The sequence below is a fragment of the Marinobacter mangrovi genome (assembly GCF_016798325.1).
Classification (GTDB): domain Bacteria; phylum Pseudomonadota; class Gammaproteobacteria; order Pseudomonadales; family Oleiphilaceae; genus Marinobacter_A; species Marinobacter_A mangrovi.
This window is the reverse complement of record NZ_JAERVO010000003.1, coordinates 409295-425082: the sequence shown is the minus strand read 5'-3', so window position 1 is coordinate 425082 and position 15788 is coordinate 409295. Positions and strand designations below refer to the sequence as shown.

The 15788-nt window shown below is 61.9% G+C and carries 17 protein-coding genes; 8 read left to right on the top strand and 9 right to left on the bottom strand.

Annotated elements, in window-relative coordinates:
• The first annotated feature begins 30 nt into the window (after nucleotides 1-30).
• Nucleotides 31-513, top strand: coding sequence for a transcription elongation factor GreB (gene greB, locus JL474_RS11615; RefSeq protein WP_123636592.1), 483 nt, complete (start codon nucleotides 31-33; stop codon nucleotides 511-513).
• An 857-nt stretch (nucleotides 514-1370) separates the two neighbouring features.
• Nucleotides 1371-1604: a hypothetical protein gene (locus JL474_RS11610; RefSeq protein WP_203142184.1), complete on the top strand. Its 234-nt coding sequence runs from the start codon at nucleotides 1371-1373 to the stop codon at nucleotides 1602-1604.
• Nucleotides 1605-1628: 24 nt separating this feature from the next.
• Here the strand turns inward: JL474_RS11610 and JL474_RS11605 are convergent, their stop codons facing one another.
• The 8 genes from JL474_RS11605 to ftsY form a co-directional block, all read right to left on the bottom strand.
• Nucleotides 1629-3122: a HAMP domain-containing sensor histidine kinase gene (locus JL474_RS11605; protein ID WP_203142183.1), complete on the bottom strand. Its 1494-nt coding sequence runs from the start codon at nucleotides 3120-3122 to the stop codon at nucleotides 1629-1631.
• Nucleotides 3109-3789 carry a winged helix-turn-helix domain-containing protein gene (locus JL474_RS11600; RefSeq protein WP_123633755.1) on the bottom strand — a complete coding sequence of 227 codons (681 nt, stop codon included), beginning with the start codon at nucleotides 3787-3789 and terminating at the stop codon, nucleotides 3109-3111. Before JL474_RS11600 ends, JL474_RS11605 begins: the two co-directional genes overlap by 14 nt.
• Nucleotides 3790-3899: 110 nt before the next feature.
• Nucleotides 3900-4679 (bottom strand): hydroxypyruvate isomerase, encoded by a 780-nt coding sequence (hyi, locus tag JL474_RS11595; protein WP_203142182.1) that lies wholly within the window; start codon nucleotides 4677-4679, stop codon nucleotides 3900-3902.
• Nucleotides 4680-4682: 3 nt separating this feature from the next.
• The gene (locus JL474_RS11590; RefSeq protein ID WP_203142181.1) at nucleotides 4683-5603 is read right to left on the bottom strand and encodes an NAD(P)-dependent oxidoreductase; all 921 of its coding nucleotides are present in this window, start codon (nucleotides 5601-5603) and stop codon (nucleotides 4683-4685) included.
• Between the two features lie 145 nt (nucleotides 5604-5748).
• On the bottom strand, nucleotides 5749-6615 hold the full coding sequence (gene rpoH, locus JL474_RS11585) for an RNA polymerase sigma factor RpoH (RefSeq protein ID WP_123633758.1): 867 nt from the start codon (nucleotides 6613-6615) through the stop codon (nucleotides 5749-5751).
• A 229-nt stretch (nucleotides 6616-6844) separates the two neighbouring features.
• Complete coding sequence (ftsX, locus tag JL474_RS11580; protein WP_123633759.1) at nucleotides 6845-7846, bottom strand: permease-like cell division protein FtsX; 1002 nt, start codon at nucleotides 7844-7846, stop codon at nucleotides 6845-6847.
• Nucleotides 7836-8528 (bottom strand): cell division ATP-binding protein FtsE, encoded by a 693-nt coding sequence (gene ftsE / locus JL474_RS11575; RefSeq protein ID WP_203142180.1) that lies wholly within the window; start codon nucleotides 8526-8528, stop codon nucleotides 7836-7838. Before ftsE ends, ftsX begins: the two co-directional genes overlap by 11 nt.
• Before the next feature lie 74 nt (nucleotides 8529-8602).
• A complete protein-coding gene (ftsY, locus tag JL474_RS11570; RefSeq protein ID WP_203142179.1) occupies nucleotides 8603-9793 on the bottom strand; it encodes a signal recognition particle-docking protein FtsY in 1191 nt (396 codons plus the stop codon).
• Nucleotides 9794-9973: 180 nt separating this feature from the next.
• Between ftsY and rsmD the strand changes: the two genes are divergently transcribed.
• Nucleotides 9974-10603 carry a 16S rRNA (guanine(966)-N(2))-methyltransferase RsmD gene (gene rsmD, locus JL474_RS11565; protein ID WP_203142178.1) on the top strand — a complete coding sequence of 210 codons (630 nt, stop codon included), beginning with the start codon at nucleotides 9974-9976 and terminating at the stop codon, nucleotides 10601-10603.
• Between the two features lie 47 nt (nucleotides 10604-10650).
• On the opposite strand, the gene JL474_RS11560 is transcribed toward rsmD, so the two are convergent.
• Complete coding sequence (locus JL474_RS11560) at nucleotides 10651-11829, bottom strand: DesA family fatty acid desaturase (RefSeq protein WP_123633763.1); 1179 nt, start codon at nucleotides 11827-11829, stop codon at nucleotides 10651-10653.
• 371 nt (nucleotides 11830-12200) lie between these two features.
• Between JL474_RS11560 and mutM the strand changes: the two genes are divergently transcribed.
• The 5 genes from mutM to hslO all read left to right on the top strand — a co-directional run bounded on the left by mutM (nucleotide 12201) and on the right by hslO (nucleotide 15629).
• Entirely contained in the window at nucleotides 12201-13016 is an 816-nt protein-coding gene (mutM, locus tag JL474_RS11555) for a bifunctional DNA-formamidopyrimidine glycosylase/DNA-(apurinic or apyrimidinic site) lyase (protein ID WP_203142177.1), read from the top strand.
• 148 nt (nucleotides 13017-13164) lie between these two features.
• Nucleotides 13165-13491, top strand: a complete 327-nt coding sequence (locus JL474_RS11550) for a hypothetical protein (RefSeq protein ID WP_203142176.1) — start codon at nucleotides 13165-13167, stop codon at nucleotides 13489-13491.
• Nucleotides 13492-13570: 79 nt separating this feature from the next.
• Nucleotides 13571-14251 carry a GMP/IMP nucleotidase gene (gene yrfG / locus JL474_RS11545; protein WP_203142175.1) on the top strand — a complete coding sequence of 227 codons (681 nt, stop codon included), beginning with the start codon at nucleotides 13571-13573 and terminating at the stop codon, nucleotides 14249-14251.
• A gap of 69 nt (nucleotides 14252-14320) precedes the next feature.
• A complete protein-coding gene (hslR, locus tag JL474_RS11540; RefSeq protein ID WP_123633767.1) occupies nucleotides 14321-14725 on the top strand; it encodes a ribosome-associated heat shock protein Hsp15 in 405 nt (134 codons plus the stop codon).
• Between the two features lie 52 nt (nucleotides 14726-14777).
• Entirely contained in the window at nucleotides 14778-15629 is an 852-nt protein-coding gene (gene hslO / locus JL474_RS11535; protein WP_203142174.1) for an Hsp33 family molecular chaperone HslO, read from the top strand.
• The last annotated feature ends 159 nt before the right edge of the window (nucleotides 15630-15788 follow it).

Genomic DNA, 15788 nt, shown 5'->3' with positions numbered 1-15788 from the left:
CATCGTCACAGCTCCGGGATACGAGAGGGTATGCGCGCAAAACTGATCACCCGCGAAGGCTTCAACGCCCTGCAGAAAGAACTGGATTACCTCTGGCGCGAGCACCGGCCCGAGATCACCCGCAAGGTGCAGTGGGCCGCCAGTCTGGGGGATCGCAGCGAAAACGCCGACTACCAGTACAACAAGAAACTGCTGCGGGAAATCGACCGCCGGGTGCGCTACCTGCGCCGGTCACTGGCCGAGCTGAACGTCGTCGACTATGCCCCGGAACAGGAAGGCCGGGTGTTTTTCGGCGCCTGGGTCAGCGTCGAGAACGAAGACGGCGAGACCCGCCGCTTCCGCATCGTCGGCTACGACGAGATCTTCGATCGCAAGGACTACATCTCCATCGACACGCCCATGGCTCGCGCTCTTCTCAAGAAAGAGGTGGACGACGAGGTGGAGGTGCGCACGCCCAAGGGGCCGGCGTACTGGGTGATTACGGAGATCGAGTATGTGCGGGATGTGGAGTGATTGAGGGGCTCGCTTCCTTATAAAAAACCGCCTTGGAGCCTGAAACCAATGGATGCCAAGCCGGTTTTGGGGCCCCTTGCTGAAGGCATGTCTGCGATTATAGGAACGTTCGGAGCCCACGTGTTGTTGGGCTTCCTGCGTCAGCCCAACCTACGGTCCTGTCCTCGGCTCCAGCGATGGCATCCATTGGTTTCGATCTGGCCTTTAGGGAGGTCGCCTGGGTTTAGGGACTCATCGAGGTGACATTCCGAATCGTGGGCGTCAACAGCCATGTAGGTTGGGCTGACGCAGGAAGCCCAACAAGCCAGGTTTGCGGCCAATTCAATCGTCGCCAAGCCGGTTTTGAGACCCCTTGCTACAGGCATGTCTGCGATTACAGGAACGTTCGGAGCCCACGTGTTGTTGGGCTTCCTGCGTCAGCCCAACCTACGGCCCCAAAGCATCTGCTACCTGCTCGAGTCGGCACCGAAATGTAGCCGACGCTTCAGCTTCGGAGCAGCCGTCAGGCTGCCTTACTATTTCCCATCGGCCACGCACGCATTAACCTTTTCCCGGCCATAAAAAAACCCCGCAAATTGCGGGGTTAAGGCTAGCGCTGTGCTGGAGGGAACAATACCTGAAGCGCTTGGCGTCTCAGATATTGTCTTACTCGACACTTTCTATTCTGCACATCCGGGGTTACACCCAAGTGGCCCCGCAATTACACTTTTTTAAGGGGTCGGCCGGGAACTTTTTGTTCATTCTAGGTTGAGCATTCTAGAAACCCACCCTAGATTCTGCGCACAGGTATGAAAGCGCTGTCCGCCAGCCATTGAGGCTGATCGGCGACGACACACAGTAATACGAGGTGCACCCGGATGAATGTCAAAAAAGCGATCGATATGGCCCTGAACGGGCTGGATGCAGTGGGCTACCGACTGGATCAGTACGGTGTCACCAGCAAGGTGAACCGCCACACGCTGATTGCCCTGGCCATGGCCGAGCAGAAACACCTGGAAGGGGAATGGGACAGTCTACAGGCGCGCTACGGCAGTCAGATTCGCCGGGTCGAAGGCCTGGTTAACCGCGCGCGGGGCCTGGCGCGCATCTGATCCCCCGGGCGTGAGTCCGGCCGCTCACGACTGCGAGAGGCTGGACTCCTGCTGGGCTTCTTTCTCGTCGGGCTCCACCGCGCCGGCCTGCTGGGCCTGCTCCTGAACCCGCAGCGCCTTGCCGCGAATCGGACGATAGAGCGGCAGGAAAACCTGCACGCGCAGTCCGGGGTTTTCCTCGCCGGGCCGGCGGTCACTTAACTCGATGCGGCCCTGGTGAATCTCCGTCACCGCGCTGACCAGACTGAGACCAAGGCCGTTGCCGGGTAACGACCGACTCTTGCCGACCCGATAGAAGCGCTGGAAGACATTGTCCTTCTCGCTGTCCGGTATACCGATGCCGCTGTCGCTGACTTCCAGAACCGCTTCGCCTTCCAGCTCTTCCACCGCCACGCGGATATCGCCCTGCTCCGGCGTGTACTTGATGGCGTTGTCGATCAGGTTGCTGACCATCTGGAACAGCAGGTCGCGGTCCCCTTCGATCTTCACTTCCATGCTGATGGCCTGTTCGAAGGCCTGGTCCTTGTCCTCGGCCACCGCCTCGTAGAGCTCGCAGGCATCGGCCACCAGTTCGCCGAGTGAGATGACGGTTTTGTCGGCCGCATTACCGCGGGTTTCCAGGCGAGCAATCCGCAGCAGGGCGTTGAAGGTGGCCAGCAGCTGATCCGCCTCCGACACGGCCTTGGCCGCCTGATCGCGGGCCTCGTCGTTGTCCACCGCCATCAGCGTGTTCTCGAGCTGATTGCGCAGCCGGGTCAACGGCGTGCGCAGGTCATGGGCGATACTGTCGGAAACGTGGCGAATGCCTTCCATCAGGTAGACGATGCGGTCGAGCATCTGGTTGAGGTTGTCCGCCAGCTGGTCGAAATCGTCGTTGGTGCCGCGCGTGGGTATCCTCAAGGACAGGTGACCGTTCATGATCCGCCGGGAGATGGCGTTGATCACCTCGATCCGTTTGGTGGTGCTGCGGCTCATCATGAAACCGCCCAGCAGCGCGAGCGCCAGGGTGATGCCCATGCCCCAATTGATGGCGCGCTCGATCAGGCGCTTGAGAGTGGTGAGTTCCTGGACGTCGCGTCCGACCAGCAGGCGCAACCCGCCCTGCACCTCGAACACGCGGGCCCGGGCCAGGCGCTCGGAGCCTTTCCAGCCCACCTTGTCGTCCAGGGTGAAGTTGATCCAGCCGTTCTGGATCTGGGCTTCTTCCGGCCAGGTACTGAGGTTACCGGCCAGCTTGAGATAATCGTCGGTGGCCAGCAGGTAGAGGGATTTGGCGTTGGGATCCCGCGCCACCCGCTCGCGAATGATGGTGATGAGGCCGTTGACGCCACGGCCCCGGTACTGCTCGGCCAGACCGGCGATTTCCGCCTCGATGGTTTCATCCGTCTGTTCGGTCATGAAACCGGCGGTTCGCCAGTAGATAAACGCCAGCAACAGGAATACGGAGGTGGCGAAAACCACCATGTAAAGCAGGGCCAGCTGAAAGGTGGAGGTTTTGAGCTGACTAAGTATCTTCACGCAACATGTATCCTGCGCCCCGCACCGTTTGCAGCAACGGCGTATCGAATTCCTTGTCGATCTTTGCGCGCAGCCGGCTGATGTGGACGTCGATCACGTTGGTCTGGGGATCGAAGTGATAGTCCCACACCTTCTCCAGCAGCATGGTCCGGGTCACCACCTGGCCGGCGTTGCGCATCAGGTATTCCAGCAGTCGGAATTCCCGGGGCTGGACGTCGATGTTCTGGCCGGACCGCTTGACCGTACGGGCCAGCAAATCCATTTCCAGATCCGCCACGCGCAGCACGGTTTCTGTTTCCGGCGACTGGCGGTTACGGCGCACCAGGGCGTCGATCCGGGCCAGCAGCTCGGTGAACGAGAACGGCTTGGTCAGGTAGTCGTCACCGCCGCCGCGCAAACCTTCGACGCGGTCGTCCACGTCGCCCAGGGCGCTGAGGATCAGCACCGGCACGCTGTTACCGGTAGCCCGTACCGTCTTGATGATGTTCAGACCGTCCATGCCCGGCAGCATCCGGTCGACAATCATGATGTCGTAGTCTTCGCTCGCTGCCAGCATCAGCCCGTCTTTGCCGTCAGCCGCGTGATCGACGACGAAGTCGGACTCCTTCAGTCCCTTGACGAGGTAGGTTGCTACATCATGATCGTCTTCAATTACCAGCGCTCTCACCGGTCAGGCCTCCCGCAATGCGTGAATGGAATGACTACAGAGTACGAACCGCTACATTAAACAGCCAGTTAACATCTTGTAAGAGGGTGTCGCAAATGGCGACGGTCAGCTCATGACGACGCACCCAGCCAGGACAGGCTGGCCGATGTGGCACCGCTGGGGTGGTACTCCGCGCTGACCCACCCACTATAGCCTATTTCGTCCAGGGTACTGAAAATTCTGTCAAAATTTATCTCACCGGAGCCGGGCTCGTGGCGGCCGGGATTGTCGGCGAACTGGATATGGCCGATGTCGGGTAAATAGCGCTCCAGCGATCGGATCAGATCGCCGGACATGATCTGCATGTGGTACAGGTCATACTGCAAGGCAATGTTCGGTTCACCCGCCGCCTCAATCATGGCCAGGGTTTTCTCGGCCGTGTCCAGGAAGAAGCCGGGCATGTCCACCCGGGAGTTGATGGCTTCCACCGTCAGGGTGATCCCGGCCGGCGCCAGCTGTTGCGCCGCCCAGCGCAGGTTGGCCACCAGGGTATCCCGCGCCACCCCGTCATCCAGACCGACGGGTTTGATGCCCGCCAGGCAGTTCAGGCGCGTGCATTCCAGTGCCCCGGCGTAGTCGAGTGCCCGGGCTACGCCCTCACGGAACTCATCCACCCGGTCCGGCAGGCAGGCGATGCCCCGCTCCCCGGCGGCCCAGTCACCGGGGGGCAAGTTGAACAGCACCTGGGTCAACCGATGATCTTTCAGGCGGGCCTGCAATTCGTGGACGGGCCATTCGTAGGGAAACAGGTACTCGACGCCCCGGAAGCCATCCGATGCGGCCGCTTCAAAGCGATCCAGAAAAGGCAGCTCCGTATACAGCAGGGTCAGGTTGGCAGCGAAGCGCGGCATGGCTTACTCCCGGTTGGCTTTGGCCCGTGGCGGCAGGTCCGGATCGGACATCTGCACGCCGTTGAGATGCTCCAGCGCCAGCAACAGGCCGCTGTGGTCCGCTTCGCCCTGGCCATTGGCGATCAGGGACAGGTATTCGTCGTGGGTGCGCTGCGCCAGCGGCAGGGTCAGGTTCTCCGCGCGGGCCTCGTCGAGGATCATGCGCATGTCCTTGAGCTGGATGCGCGAAGGCGCGCCCGGGTCAAAACGGCGGTCGATCATGCGCTGGCCGTGCAGCTCCAGGATGCGGCTGCCGGCAAACCCGCCCATCAGGGCCTCGCGCACCGCCGCCGGATCCGCCCCACCCCGGGCGGCCAGCATCAGCGCCTCTGATACCGCGCCGATGGTGATGCCGACGATGGCCTGGTTGGCCAGCTTGGCCAGTTGCCCGCTGCCCGCCGGGCCGATGTGCGTCACCTTGCCCAAACGTTCAAGCACCGGGCGAGCCTGTTCCAGCGTTGACGCCTCGCCCCCGGCCATAATGCTCAGGCTGGCGGCTTCCGCCCCGACCGTACCCCCGGACACCGGTGCATCCAGGTAGCCCACATCGCAAGCCAGACAGCGTTCGGCGTGGTCGCGGGCCAGCGATGGTTGTACCGAACTCATGTCGATCACGATGCTGCCCGGCCGCAGCGCATCGATCACGCCCTGGTTCACCAGCACATCGTCCACCACCGGGCCGTTTTCCAGCATGGTGATGACAATGTCCGCTCCGGCGACAGCGTCTGTTGGGGAGTCTACGACGGCGGCGCGCTCGGCGAAGGGGGCGCACTTGCTGCGGGTGCGGTTCCACAGGGTCATGGGGTAGCCGGCCTGAAGCAGGTTCTCGGTCATGGGCGCCCCCATGAGGCCGATTCCGAGGAAGGCAATACGAGGTTGGGTCATAGCAACGGGCTTTCCGGGCAGTGGAAAAGTCCCGATGATAACGGATTGCGGGGGACTCTGCCGACGGGCACGGGTTACCCCCCCACAAACAAAAACGCCACGGACCATCACGGCCGTGGCGTTTTTCGGTTCAGATCACGTACGATCAGGCGACTTCAGGCTCGCCCATCTGCAACCGGATCTTCTTCATGGCGTTCTTCTCGAGCTGCCGAATCCGTTCGGCAGACACGCCGTACTTATCCGCCAGCTCATGCAACGTGGACTTGCTTTCGCTCAACCAACGCTCACGCAGGATGTCCTGGCTGCGCTCATCGAGGCCGGACAGCGCGCTCATCAGGCGACTGTTGGAATCCTCCGTCCAATCGGACTGCTCCAACTGCTTGGCCGGATCGCTGCGACGGTCTTCCAGATAATAGGCCGGCGCCTGATAGGCGTTATCGTCGTCATCGTCCATCGGACCGTCGAACGCCGTATCCTGTGAGGCCAGACGGCCTTCCATCTCGCGCACGACCTTGGGCTCGACACCCAGATCCTCGGCGACCCGGTTGAGTTCGTCGTGCGTCAACCACGCCAGGCGCTTCTTCTGACTGCGCAGGTTGAAGAACAGTTTGCGCTGCGCCTTGGTGGTCGCAACTTTCACGATGCGCCAGTTGCGCAGGATAAACTCGTGAATCTCGGCCTTGATCCAGTGCACGGCAAACGACACCAGACGCACCCCGTATTCCGGGTTGAAGCGTTTGACGGCCTTCATCAGGCCGACGTTGCCTTCCTGGATCAGATCCGACTGAGCCAGTCCGTAACCGGAGTAACTGCGGGCAATGTGCACGACAAAGCGCAGATGGGACATCACCAGACGACGCGCCGCTTCCAGGTCATTGTCCTGATGCAGGCGTTCGGCCAGTTCCTTTTCTTCAGCGGCGGACAGCATCGGGATGCTGCTTGCGGCCTGGATGTAGGCCTCAAGATTCGCACCCGGAACCATTCGATCTGTCAGCTGTAAGCTTGTACCCATGCTTTTCCTCCGCAACGTGGCGACCCACTAATATAGCAATCATCGTTATGACCGCCAAGTCGCCTGAAAGTTCCATGCCTTCAGGGATGAAACCTTCAATATCAATGTGTTGGCTCGAATTCGACGTGTCGGACCGGCAATAAAACGGTCACCACCAACACTTTCGTTATTCTGTTGTACCGGTCACCGGCAAAATCGACTATACGGTGAACCCGAAACGACCCCGGCATCAACCGGCCGTCGCACGGGCTTCAATCTGGTTGGGTTCGATCGCCTCAAGATGGCGCTTTACGGCCAGCCAGGCGCCCATCCACCCTAACAGCACTGACACCATCAGCAAGCCCAGCGTGCCATCCCAGGACAAGCCGCTCAGTTCAAATTCGCTGCGATACAGACTCGCCAGCCGCTGGACCGGGCCGCTCATCCACCACAGGGTGACCTGCAGCAGGATAAAGGCCACGATACCGCCACCCAGGCCATACCAAACGCCGGTATACAGGAACGGCCGACGCACGAACGCGTCGGTGCCCCCCACCAGCTTGGCCACCAGAATTTCATCGCGCCGGTTTTCGATAGCCAGTCGAATGGTGTTGCCGATCACCAGGATCACCGCCGCCGCCAGCAGCAGCCCCAACGCCCAGACCCCGCGCCCCAGCAGGTCGGTAATGGTGTTGAGCCGTTGCAGCCAGCCTAGATCCACCTGGACCCGGGCCACGTCTTTCAGATCTTCCAGTGCCACCATCAGCTTCTGCATGCCAATCTGGTTGCGGACGGACTCGTCCGGCGTCAGCAGCAGGGTGTGCGGCAGCGGATTTTCATCCAGGTAGTCCAGCGCATCGGCCAGACCCGACGACGCCCGGAATTCTTTCAGGGCCTCGTCCTTGGTGATCACCGTCACGTCGGTGACATCCGGCCGGCTGGCGACCTGGGCCCGCAGACGATCGAGATCATCCGTAGTGGCGGACTGGTCCAGATAGACGGTCACCCGGGCGGTGCTCTCCCAACCGGCGCTCACGCCCTGCAGACTGGTCAGCAACAACAACAACCCCACTGGCAAGGCCAGCGCGATGCCCATCACCAGCCAGGTCATCAGGCTGGCGACCGGTGCCCGCCACAGGCGCTCGGCGCTGTCGCGGGCGGTCTTGCGATGATGCAGCAGATAACTGCCCAGCAGTTCCTTCCAGGGAGAACGGGTGGAGGCGGCTCCGCGGGCCCGACGTTCAGTGGCCATACAGCGCCTCCTCGTCCGGCATGGCGTCGCCCGAGGTCATCTCGCCGTTGCGCAGGGTCAGTACGCGCCGGCGCATGTGCCGGATCAGGGCGATGTCGTGACTGGCAATCAGGACGGTGACACCCACCTGACTGAACTGTTCGAACAGGTGCATGATGTCCGCCGACAATTCCGGATCCAGGTTACCGGTGGGCTCATCCGCCAGCAGCAGTGGCGGCTTGTTGACCACGGCGCGGGCGATGCCCACCCGCTGCTGCTCCCCGCCGGAGAGCTGGATCGGGTTCATCTTCTCTTTGTTGAGCAGGCCCACCTTGTCCAGAGCCGCGCGCACCCGGCGACCGATTTCCCGGTGCGGCACACCGGTCACTTCCAGCGGCATGGCCACGTTGTCGAAAACCGTGCGGTCGAACAGCAGTTGGTGGTTCTGGAACACGACGCCGATGTGGCGGCGGATGAAGGGAATCTGGCGACGCGGCAACTGGTTCAGGCGTTGACCACCGACGATGACGTGACCGCCGGTGGGCCGTTCCATCAGCATGATGAGTTTGAGCAGGGTACTCTTGCCGGCGCCGGAATGGCCGGTCAGGAAAGCCAGCTCGCCCCGATCCATCGCGAAGCTCACCGCTTTCAGGGCCGTGTGCCCGCCTTCATAGCGTTTGCTGACTTTCTCGAACTCGATCAACTGCTTGTGCCCTGTCTGGAAATACGTGCCCGGCCCGGCCGCCCGGGGACGGCCTCATCGCCGGCCACTCCCGTTTATTCGTCGAAAAGCGCCTCGACAAAAGATTCGGCCTCAAACGGACGCAGGTCTTCCGCCTGTTCGCCCACGCCGATGTAGCGGATCGGCAGTTTCAGCTGGCGCGCCACGGCAAAGATAATACCGCCCTTGGCGGTGCCGTCGAGCTTGGTCAGGGTGATGCCGCTGACACCAACGGCCTGCTGGAACACCTGCGCCTGGCTCAGGGCATTCTGACCGGTTCCGGCATCCAGTACCAGCATCACTTCGTGGGGGGCGGAATCGTCCAGCTTCTTCATCACCCGGACGACCTTCTCCAGCTCGGACATCAGGTTGTCCTTGTTCTGCAGACGGCCCGCCGTATCGGCGATCACCACGTCGACACCGCGGGACTGGGCGGACTGCACCGCGTCGTAGATCACCGAGGCGCTATCGGCACCGGTGTGCTGGGCGACCACGGGCACGTCGTTTCGCTCGCCCCAGACCTGCAGCTGCTCCACCGCCGCCGCACGGAAGGTATCGCCGGCCGCCAGCATGACGGACTTACCCTCGGCCTTGAACTTGCGGGCCATCTTGCCAATCGTCGTGGTCTTGCCGACACCGTTGACGCCGACCACCAGCATGACGAACGGTTTCTTACCGGTGTCGATATTGAGCGGCTCGGTACTGTCCACCAGCAGATCCCGCAGATCGTTCTTCAAGGCCTCGCGCACCGCCTGACCATCCTTGAGCTGCTTGCGCTCCAGCTTGTCGGTCAGGGATTCGATGATCTCGGTGGTCGCGGTGATGCCCACATCCGCGGTCAGCAGCGTGGTTTCGATCTCTTCAAGCAGGTCCTCGTCCACCGATTTGCCGGTGCTGAACAGATCGGACAGGCCGGACGACAGGTTGGCGCGGGTCTTGCCCAGGCCGCTCTTGATGCGCTGGAAAACACTCGCGGACGATTCCGGTTCAGGGACGGGCTCAGGCGCCGGTGCCGGCTTTTCCGGCTCGACCGCCGGTTCCGGGGCGGGCGTTTCTGCTTCGGCTTCCGCTTCGACCGTTTCGGTAACCGCTGGCGTCTCGGCAGGCGTGGCGCCGGCCTGGGGCTGAGGTTCACGCTGCGGAACAGCCTTGGGACGCGGACGCGCCCGGCGGCGATTCACCAGTTCCACAACAAATACAAGCACCAGCAGGACCAGAAGTCCTGTCATAATCCACTCTGCCTTCATCTTTTGCAGTTCCGTCGGTCAAGAGGTGAGAAATCGAAGGTGTCACTACACCGGGCGCGGCGCCCGGGACACGCCGTCAGAGCCGCGTATTCTAGCGAGCTGACCAATGATCGTCCAAATTGATGGCGGTTTTGGTTAGACTGCGCGCGTCTAAACCCATCGGTGGAGCTCTTAACGACCATGCCACGCAAGCCGAACCGAAAAAACGGCCGACCTCTGGCCCGACGCCGTGCCATCCAGGCCACCGTCCAGGACACGGGCGAACTCCGCCTCATCGGCGGTGACTGGCGCAGCCGGCGCCTGACCTTTCCCGCCGTGGGCGGCGTCCGACCAACACCCTCACGGGTCCGCGAAACCCTGTTCAACTGGCTGATGCCCGTGGTCCCCGGCGCAAGTTGCCTGGACCTGTTCGCCGGTAGCGGCGTCCTGGGACTGGAAGCCCTGTCCCGCGGGGCCCGCGAAGCGGTGTTCGTGGATCACACCCGGGCCCTGTGCGACGCCCTGAAAGCCAACCTGGCCCGGCTTAAGTCCGATACCGGCCGGGTCGTCTGCCAGGATGTCGCCGGCTTTCTGGGGCAGACCGCGGACGCGCCATTCGACCTGCTCCTGATGGATCCGCCGTTTCGCGAGAACTGGCTGGACCGGCTGATCCCGCTGATTGTCGACAACGGCTGGGTCGCCGACGGCAGTTGGGTGTATATCGAGCATGAGAGCGAACGGAGCCAGGTGGTGGTGCCATCCAACTGGTCACTGCATCGAGAGAAAGTCGCCGGTCAGGTGTGCTACCGGCTGTACAAGGTAGGTGCTTGATCCGGTTCTGATCCGGCTGCGCGCAGCCGGATCAGACCGGGATTCAATCAGGATGCCGGGCGCAGGGCGTAGGACTTCAGGTGCGCGGCAAACTCTTCCAGGTAGCGAATACCGCTTTCTTCGGCGTCGCGGCACCATTCCGCCAGCGCGTGCAGCTTGTCCTGCGGTTTCAGGCCACGGCGGCGCCACAGCGCCTGCAGTTCGTGACTCTTGTCGTAGATCTGGCGCAGCACGGCGTTGCGTTCCAGCAGCGATTCCAGCTTTTTCTGGTCGTGCGGCTTGATCAGCGAGCTTTCCCGCGACAGCAGCTTGCGGGCTTTGCTGTACAGCGGCTTGATGTCTTCTTCCATCACCTGCTTCTGCTGGCGCAAGACCGGCTCCAGCACGCGCTTGCGGTACTGGCGCATGATGTCGAAGCGGTTGTTGGCGATCGCCTGCACGGTTTCCACATCCATATCCAGCTTGCCCGGTACGCGGTGCGCAATCGGACGATAGCCTTTTGGCTTGGCCAGGCGGAAGAACTGGAACAGGCGGATATAGCCCCAGCCAATATCCACTTCGTACCAGCGACGCGACAGCTTGGACGAGTTCGGATAGGTGTGGTGGTTGTTGTGCAGCTCCTCACCGCCGATGATCAGCCCCCAGGGCACGATATTGCGGGCGTTGTCGCTGCATTCGAAATTACGGTAGCCGAAATAGTGGCCAATGCCGTTGATCACGCCGGCCGCCCAGAGCGGGATCCACATCATCTGAATCGCCCAGATCCAGATGCCATTGACGCCAAACAACGCCAGATCAATCACCGCCATCAAGACGATGCCCATCAATTTATGCGGGGTGTAGACCTTGCGTTCAATCCAGTCTTCCGGGGTGCGCTGGCCATAGCGGGCCAGGGTTTCCGGCGTGGCGGCTTCCTGATACAGCTCGGCGCCTTCGGCCAGCACCTTTTTCAGACCCTTGACCACCGGACTGTGGGGATCGTCTTCGGTTTCACACGTAGCGTGGTGCTTGCGGTGGATGGCGGTCCATTCCTTGGTGTTCTGGCCGGTGGTCAGCCACAGCCAGAAGCGGAAGAAATGCGCCAGTGCCGGATGCAGGTCCAGCGAGTTGTGCGCCGAATGCCGGTGCAGGTAAAGGGTGACGCTGACGATGGTCACGTGAGTGAGTCCCAACACCACCAGCACCAGCTGCCAGGCCGGGAGGTCCAGGAGACCGTTGTACCACATAGGATGTTTCCTCGAAGAAATAACGCGGGCGAAAAGACGTTCCGTATCTCTCCGCGATGGAACCTGACAAATCAGAGACCGCGTGAAAGCGCGCCAAACGCCTTTGTATTCACGCCATCTCGCACTCAGGAGCCTTTCTTATACCGCCAATAGTTGAGGAACTCCTGGACGTTCGCAGTCTAGCGTACAGCTGTAAGCTACAACAAGCCTCGCAGCCCAATCCATGTCTATTTTGTGACCAGTCGCGAGTCTTTGTAAGTCTCGATTACAGTCGGTACGGAAAGCCGGCCATGGGGCACCCGGGCGTTTGACTTCCCGCCCCCGTAGGCGACAATCCGCATCCTGAACTGCCCGTGACCGAGGAGTCGACCTTGCCTGAACTGCCCGAAGTGGAAACCACCCGACGCGGTATTGCCCCTTTCCTGGAAAACCGGGTGATCCGCGGTGCCCGGGTGCACGAGCCACGCCTGCGCTGGCCGATTCCCGACGATCTGGCCCAGCGTCTGACCGGCGCTACACCGCGGCAGGTTGACCGGCGCGCCAAGTACCTGCTGGTGCGGTTCGACGACGGCACGCTGATGATCCACCTGGGCATGTCCGGCAGCCTGCGCATCGTGACCGACGGCACGCCCCGCCTGACCCATGACCACGTGGAACTGGAGCTGGGCGACAACCAGTGGCTGCGTTACAACGATCCGCGCCGGTTCGGGGCCTGGTTGTGGAGCGACGATCCCGACGCGCATCCCCTGATCAGCCACCTGGGCCCGGAACCGCTGGATCCGGTGGCGTTTACCGGCTATCAGCTCTACCGGCAGTCCCGCGGGCGCAGCACCGCCATCAAGTCCTTCATCATGGACAGTCGCATTGTGGTCGGGGTGGGGAACATTTACGCCAATGAAGCGCTCCACATGGCCGGCATTCATCCGGGCCGGGCCGCCGGCCGCGTTGGACGGGACCGCATGGTGCGCCTGGTGGAGGCCATCCGGGAAATTCTCACGGCCGCCATCCTGATGGGCGGCACCACCCTGCGGGATTTCGTCAACAGCGACGGCAAGCCGGGCTACTTCGCCCAGTCCCTGAACGTGTACGGCCGCGGTGGCGAACCCTGCCGCCAGTGCGGAACCACCCTGAAGGAAATCCGGCTGGGACAGCGCTCTACGGTGTATTGCCCTCGCTGCCAGCGCTAAAGCGAAGCGCGTAACGTGTCACACTGAGTGACAGAAAAACGTTTGAAATCACGGCACCATGAGCCATAGTTAACCCATCCGAACCAGAAAGCCGGCGTCCTGCCCCGGATGGCCGGACGGTATTCCGGAATTTCCAGGAGAATCAGCAATGTCCAAGTTTGCACGTGTTGTCGTCATGACCCTCGCCGTCAGCCTGATGGGCTTTTCCTCCCTGGGCTACGCCAACCCCGTCGAAGAAGAGCCGTCCGCCTTCGCCATGACCGCCGATGCCCTGTTCGCTCGCCCGGTCCTGCTGGCCACGACGATCGTTGGCGGTGCGGTGTATGTGGTGTCCCTGCCCTTCTCGCTGCTGGGCGGTAATGCCAAGGAAGCGGGCGAGACGCTGTTCCTGGGACCGGCAGAAGCCACGTTTGTCCGTTGCCTGGGCTGTACCCAGTCCGGCCGCAAGCAGGACACTGTCGCCAACACCCAGTAACGTCGCGGCAAGGCCCTATTGCCCCGACCCGGGATCTGCGGCAGGCTTGAATATCACTCTCTGATATCGGGCCTGCCCCATGATCGATTGGTCAGCGCTGGACACGGTGTTCCTGGATATGGACGGGACACTGCTGGACCTGCACTTCGACAGCCACTTCTGGCTCGACCACCTGCCCCGTCGTTACGCTGAACTCAAATCCGTGAGCCACGCGGCGGCGCGCGAGCACATCATCCCCCAGATCGAATCGGAAAAAGGCTCCCTGCAGTGGTACTGCGTGGACTACTGGAGCAATCGCCTGGATGTGGACATCACCGCCCTCAAGCGCGAAGTCGCCGATCGCATCAACTACCGCCCGCATGCGGAATCGTTCATGGGGAAACTGCGTGACAGCGGCCGCCGCAGCGTGATCGTCACCAACTGCCACCCCAAACCGCTGGCCCTGAAACTTGAAAAAACCGGCCTCGACCGCCATGTCGATCGAATCCTGTCGACCCACGACTTCGGACGCCCGAAAGAGGACATCCGGTTCTGGGCCGATCTGGCAGCGGTCGAGCCCTATCGGGCCGAACGCACGCTGATGGTGGACGACAATCTGTCGGTCCTGGCCAGCGCCCGGCAAGCCGGCATTGGCCAGCAGCTGGCCATCCTGGCGCCCGACAGCCGGGAACCGGTGCGCGCGACCCAGGCCGGCACACCATCGATTGCTCACTTTGATGAAATCCTGGCGGATATTTCACCCGTCCCCATGCCGGGTTGATCGCGTTATAATCAAGTAAGGATCGTCGGCGGGCACACCGACACAGATACACCCGGCAACCGGAGCATCATGAGTTCAGCAGAAACCAATGACCGGGTGCGGCTCGACAAGTGGCTCTGGGCCGCACGCTTCTACAAGACCCGAACCATCGCCAAGGAAGCCATCGAAGGCGGCAAGGTTCATTACAACAGTCAGCGCACCAAGCCGGGTAAACCGGTGGAAGTGGGCGCGCGGCTGCGGCTGAGACTGGGTCATCAGGAAAAGGAAGTCATTGTCGACGACATCAGCGACCGTCGGCGCGCGGCTCCGGAAGCGCAGAAGCTCTACCACGAGACCGCGGAGAGCGAGAAGAAGCGCGAAGAGATCGCCTGGCAGCGCAAGACCATGCAGGCCGCCCAGTTGCCACCGGCACGGCGCCCGACCAAGAAAGATCGCCGGGACTTGCAGCGTTTCCGGGATCAGCACGGGCTCTGACAGCAATCATTTGACGCCTTTTACCCCCTACTCAAGATGAGGTCTTGATTCCATGGCATTGGACGACCAGTTCCAACGATTCCTTTTTGAAGACAGCCAGGTCCGCGGCGAGTGGGTCCGCCTGTCCGGCAGCTTCCAGGAGATCATCTCCCAGTCCGCCTACCCCGAGCGCATCCAGCACCTGCTGGGGGAAACCCTGGCGGCCAGCGTGCTGCTGTCCGGCACCCTCAAGTTTGAAGGGACCCTGTCCATCCAGGCCCAGGGCGAAGGTCCGGTCCGCATGCTGATGGCCGAATGCAGTCACGACCGCGCGATTCGCGGCATCGCCCGCTACGACACCCAGCCGTCCGGCGAAAGTCTCGACGAGCTGCTGGGCGAAGGCCGCATGGCGATCACCATCACCCCGGACCAGGGCCAGCGCTACCAGGGCGTGGTGCCGCGGGAGCACGACAACCTGTCCGCCTGTCTGGAAGAGTATTTCGAACGTTCGGAGCAGATCGACACTCGTTTGTTCCTGTTTGCCGACGGCGAACAGGCCGCCGGCCTCATGCTGCAGCGTCTGCCGGGCGACAAGTCGCTGGACGACGACCTGTGGCAACGCGTCGGCCATCTCGCCAGCACGGTCAAGGCGGATGAAATGCTCGGACTGGACAGCCAGACCGTCCTGAACCGCCTGTTCCACGAAGAAACCCTGCGTGTTTTCGATTCGGAAACGGTGCGTTTCCAGTGCAGCTGCTCCCGGGAGCGGACACTGGCGGCACTGGAATCCGTTGGTCAGGACGAGTGCTACAGCATTCTCGATGAGCAGGAAACCATCGAGATGGACTGCCAGTTCTGCCATACGCAGTACCGCTTTGACCGCAACGATATCGACCAACTGTTCCACGGTCATTCACTGCACTGATCGGGATGGTCTGGATACCATCGGATCCAAGCTTCCCGGAATGTAACAGAACAGTTGCAAACAGGCTCCCCAACGTTGTGCAAATTGGCCGTAAAGCCCTCAACCATGCACCTTTGCGGGCAGTCGTTTTTTAATCAGGTCTCTGGCATAATAGCGCGC

Excerpts from the sequence above, each read along its gene's own strand:
- JL474_RS11610 (WP_203142184.1), top strand. The coding sequence starts at position 1,371 with ATGAATGTCAAAAAAGCGATCGATATGGCCCTGAACGGGCTGGATGCA.
- JL474_RS11590 (WP_203142181.1), bottom strand. The coding sequence starts at position 5,603 with ATGACCCAACCTCGTATTGCCTTCCTCGGAATCGGCCTCATGGGGGCG.
- ftsX (WP_123633759.1), bottom strand. The coding sequence starts at position 7,846 with ATGGCCACTGAACGTCGGGCCCGCGGAGCCGCCTCCACCCGTTCTCCC.
- JL474_RS11550 (WP_203142176.1), top strand. The coding sequence starts at position 13,165 with ATGTCCAAGTTTGCACGTGTTGTCGTCATGACCCTCGCCGTCAGCCTG.
- rpoH (WP_123633758.1), bottom strand. The coding sequence starts at position 6,615 with ATGGGTACAAGCTTACAGCTGACAGATCGAATGGTTCCGGGTGCGAAT.
- JL474_RS11560 (WP_123633763.1), bottom strand. The coding sequence starts at position 11,829 with ATGTGGTACAACGGTCTCCTGGACCTCCCGGCCTGGCAGCTGGTGCTG.
- hslO (WP_203142174.1), top strand. The coding sequence starts at position 14,778 with ATGGCATTGGACGACCAGTTCCAACGATTCCTTTTTGAAGACAGCCAG.
- yrfG (WP_203142175.1), top strand. The coding sequence starts at position 13,571 with ATGATCGATTGGTCAGCGCTGGACACGGTGTTCCTGGATATGGACGGG.
- hslR (WP_123633767.1), top strand. The coding sequence starts at position 14,321 with ATGAGTTCAGCAGAAACCAATGACCGGGTGCGGCTCGACAAGTGGCTC.
- ftsY (WP_203142179.1), bottom strand. The coding sequence starts at position 9,793 with ATGAAGGCAGAGTGGATTATGACAGGACTTCTGGTCCTGCTGGTGCTT.
- hyi (WP_203142182.1), bottom strand. The coding sequence starts at position 4,679 with ATGCCGCGCTTCGCTGCCAACCTGACCCTGCTGTATACGGAGCTGCCT.
- rsmD (WP_203142178.1), top strand. The coding sequence starts at position 9,974 with ATGCCACGCAAGCCGAACCGAAAAAACGGCCGACCTCTGGCCCGACGC.
- greB (WP_123636592.1), top strand. The coding sequence starts at position 31 with ATGCGCGCAAAACTGATCACCCGCGAAGGCTTCAACGCCCTGCAGAAA.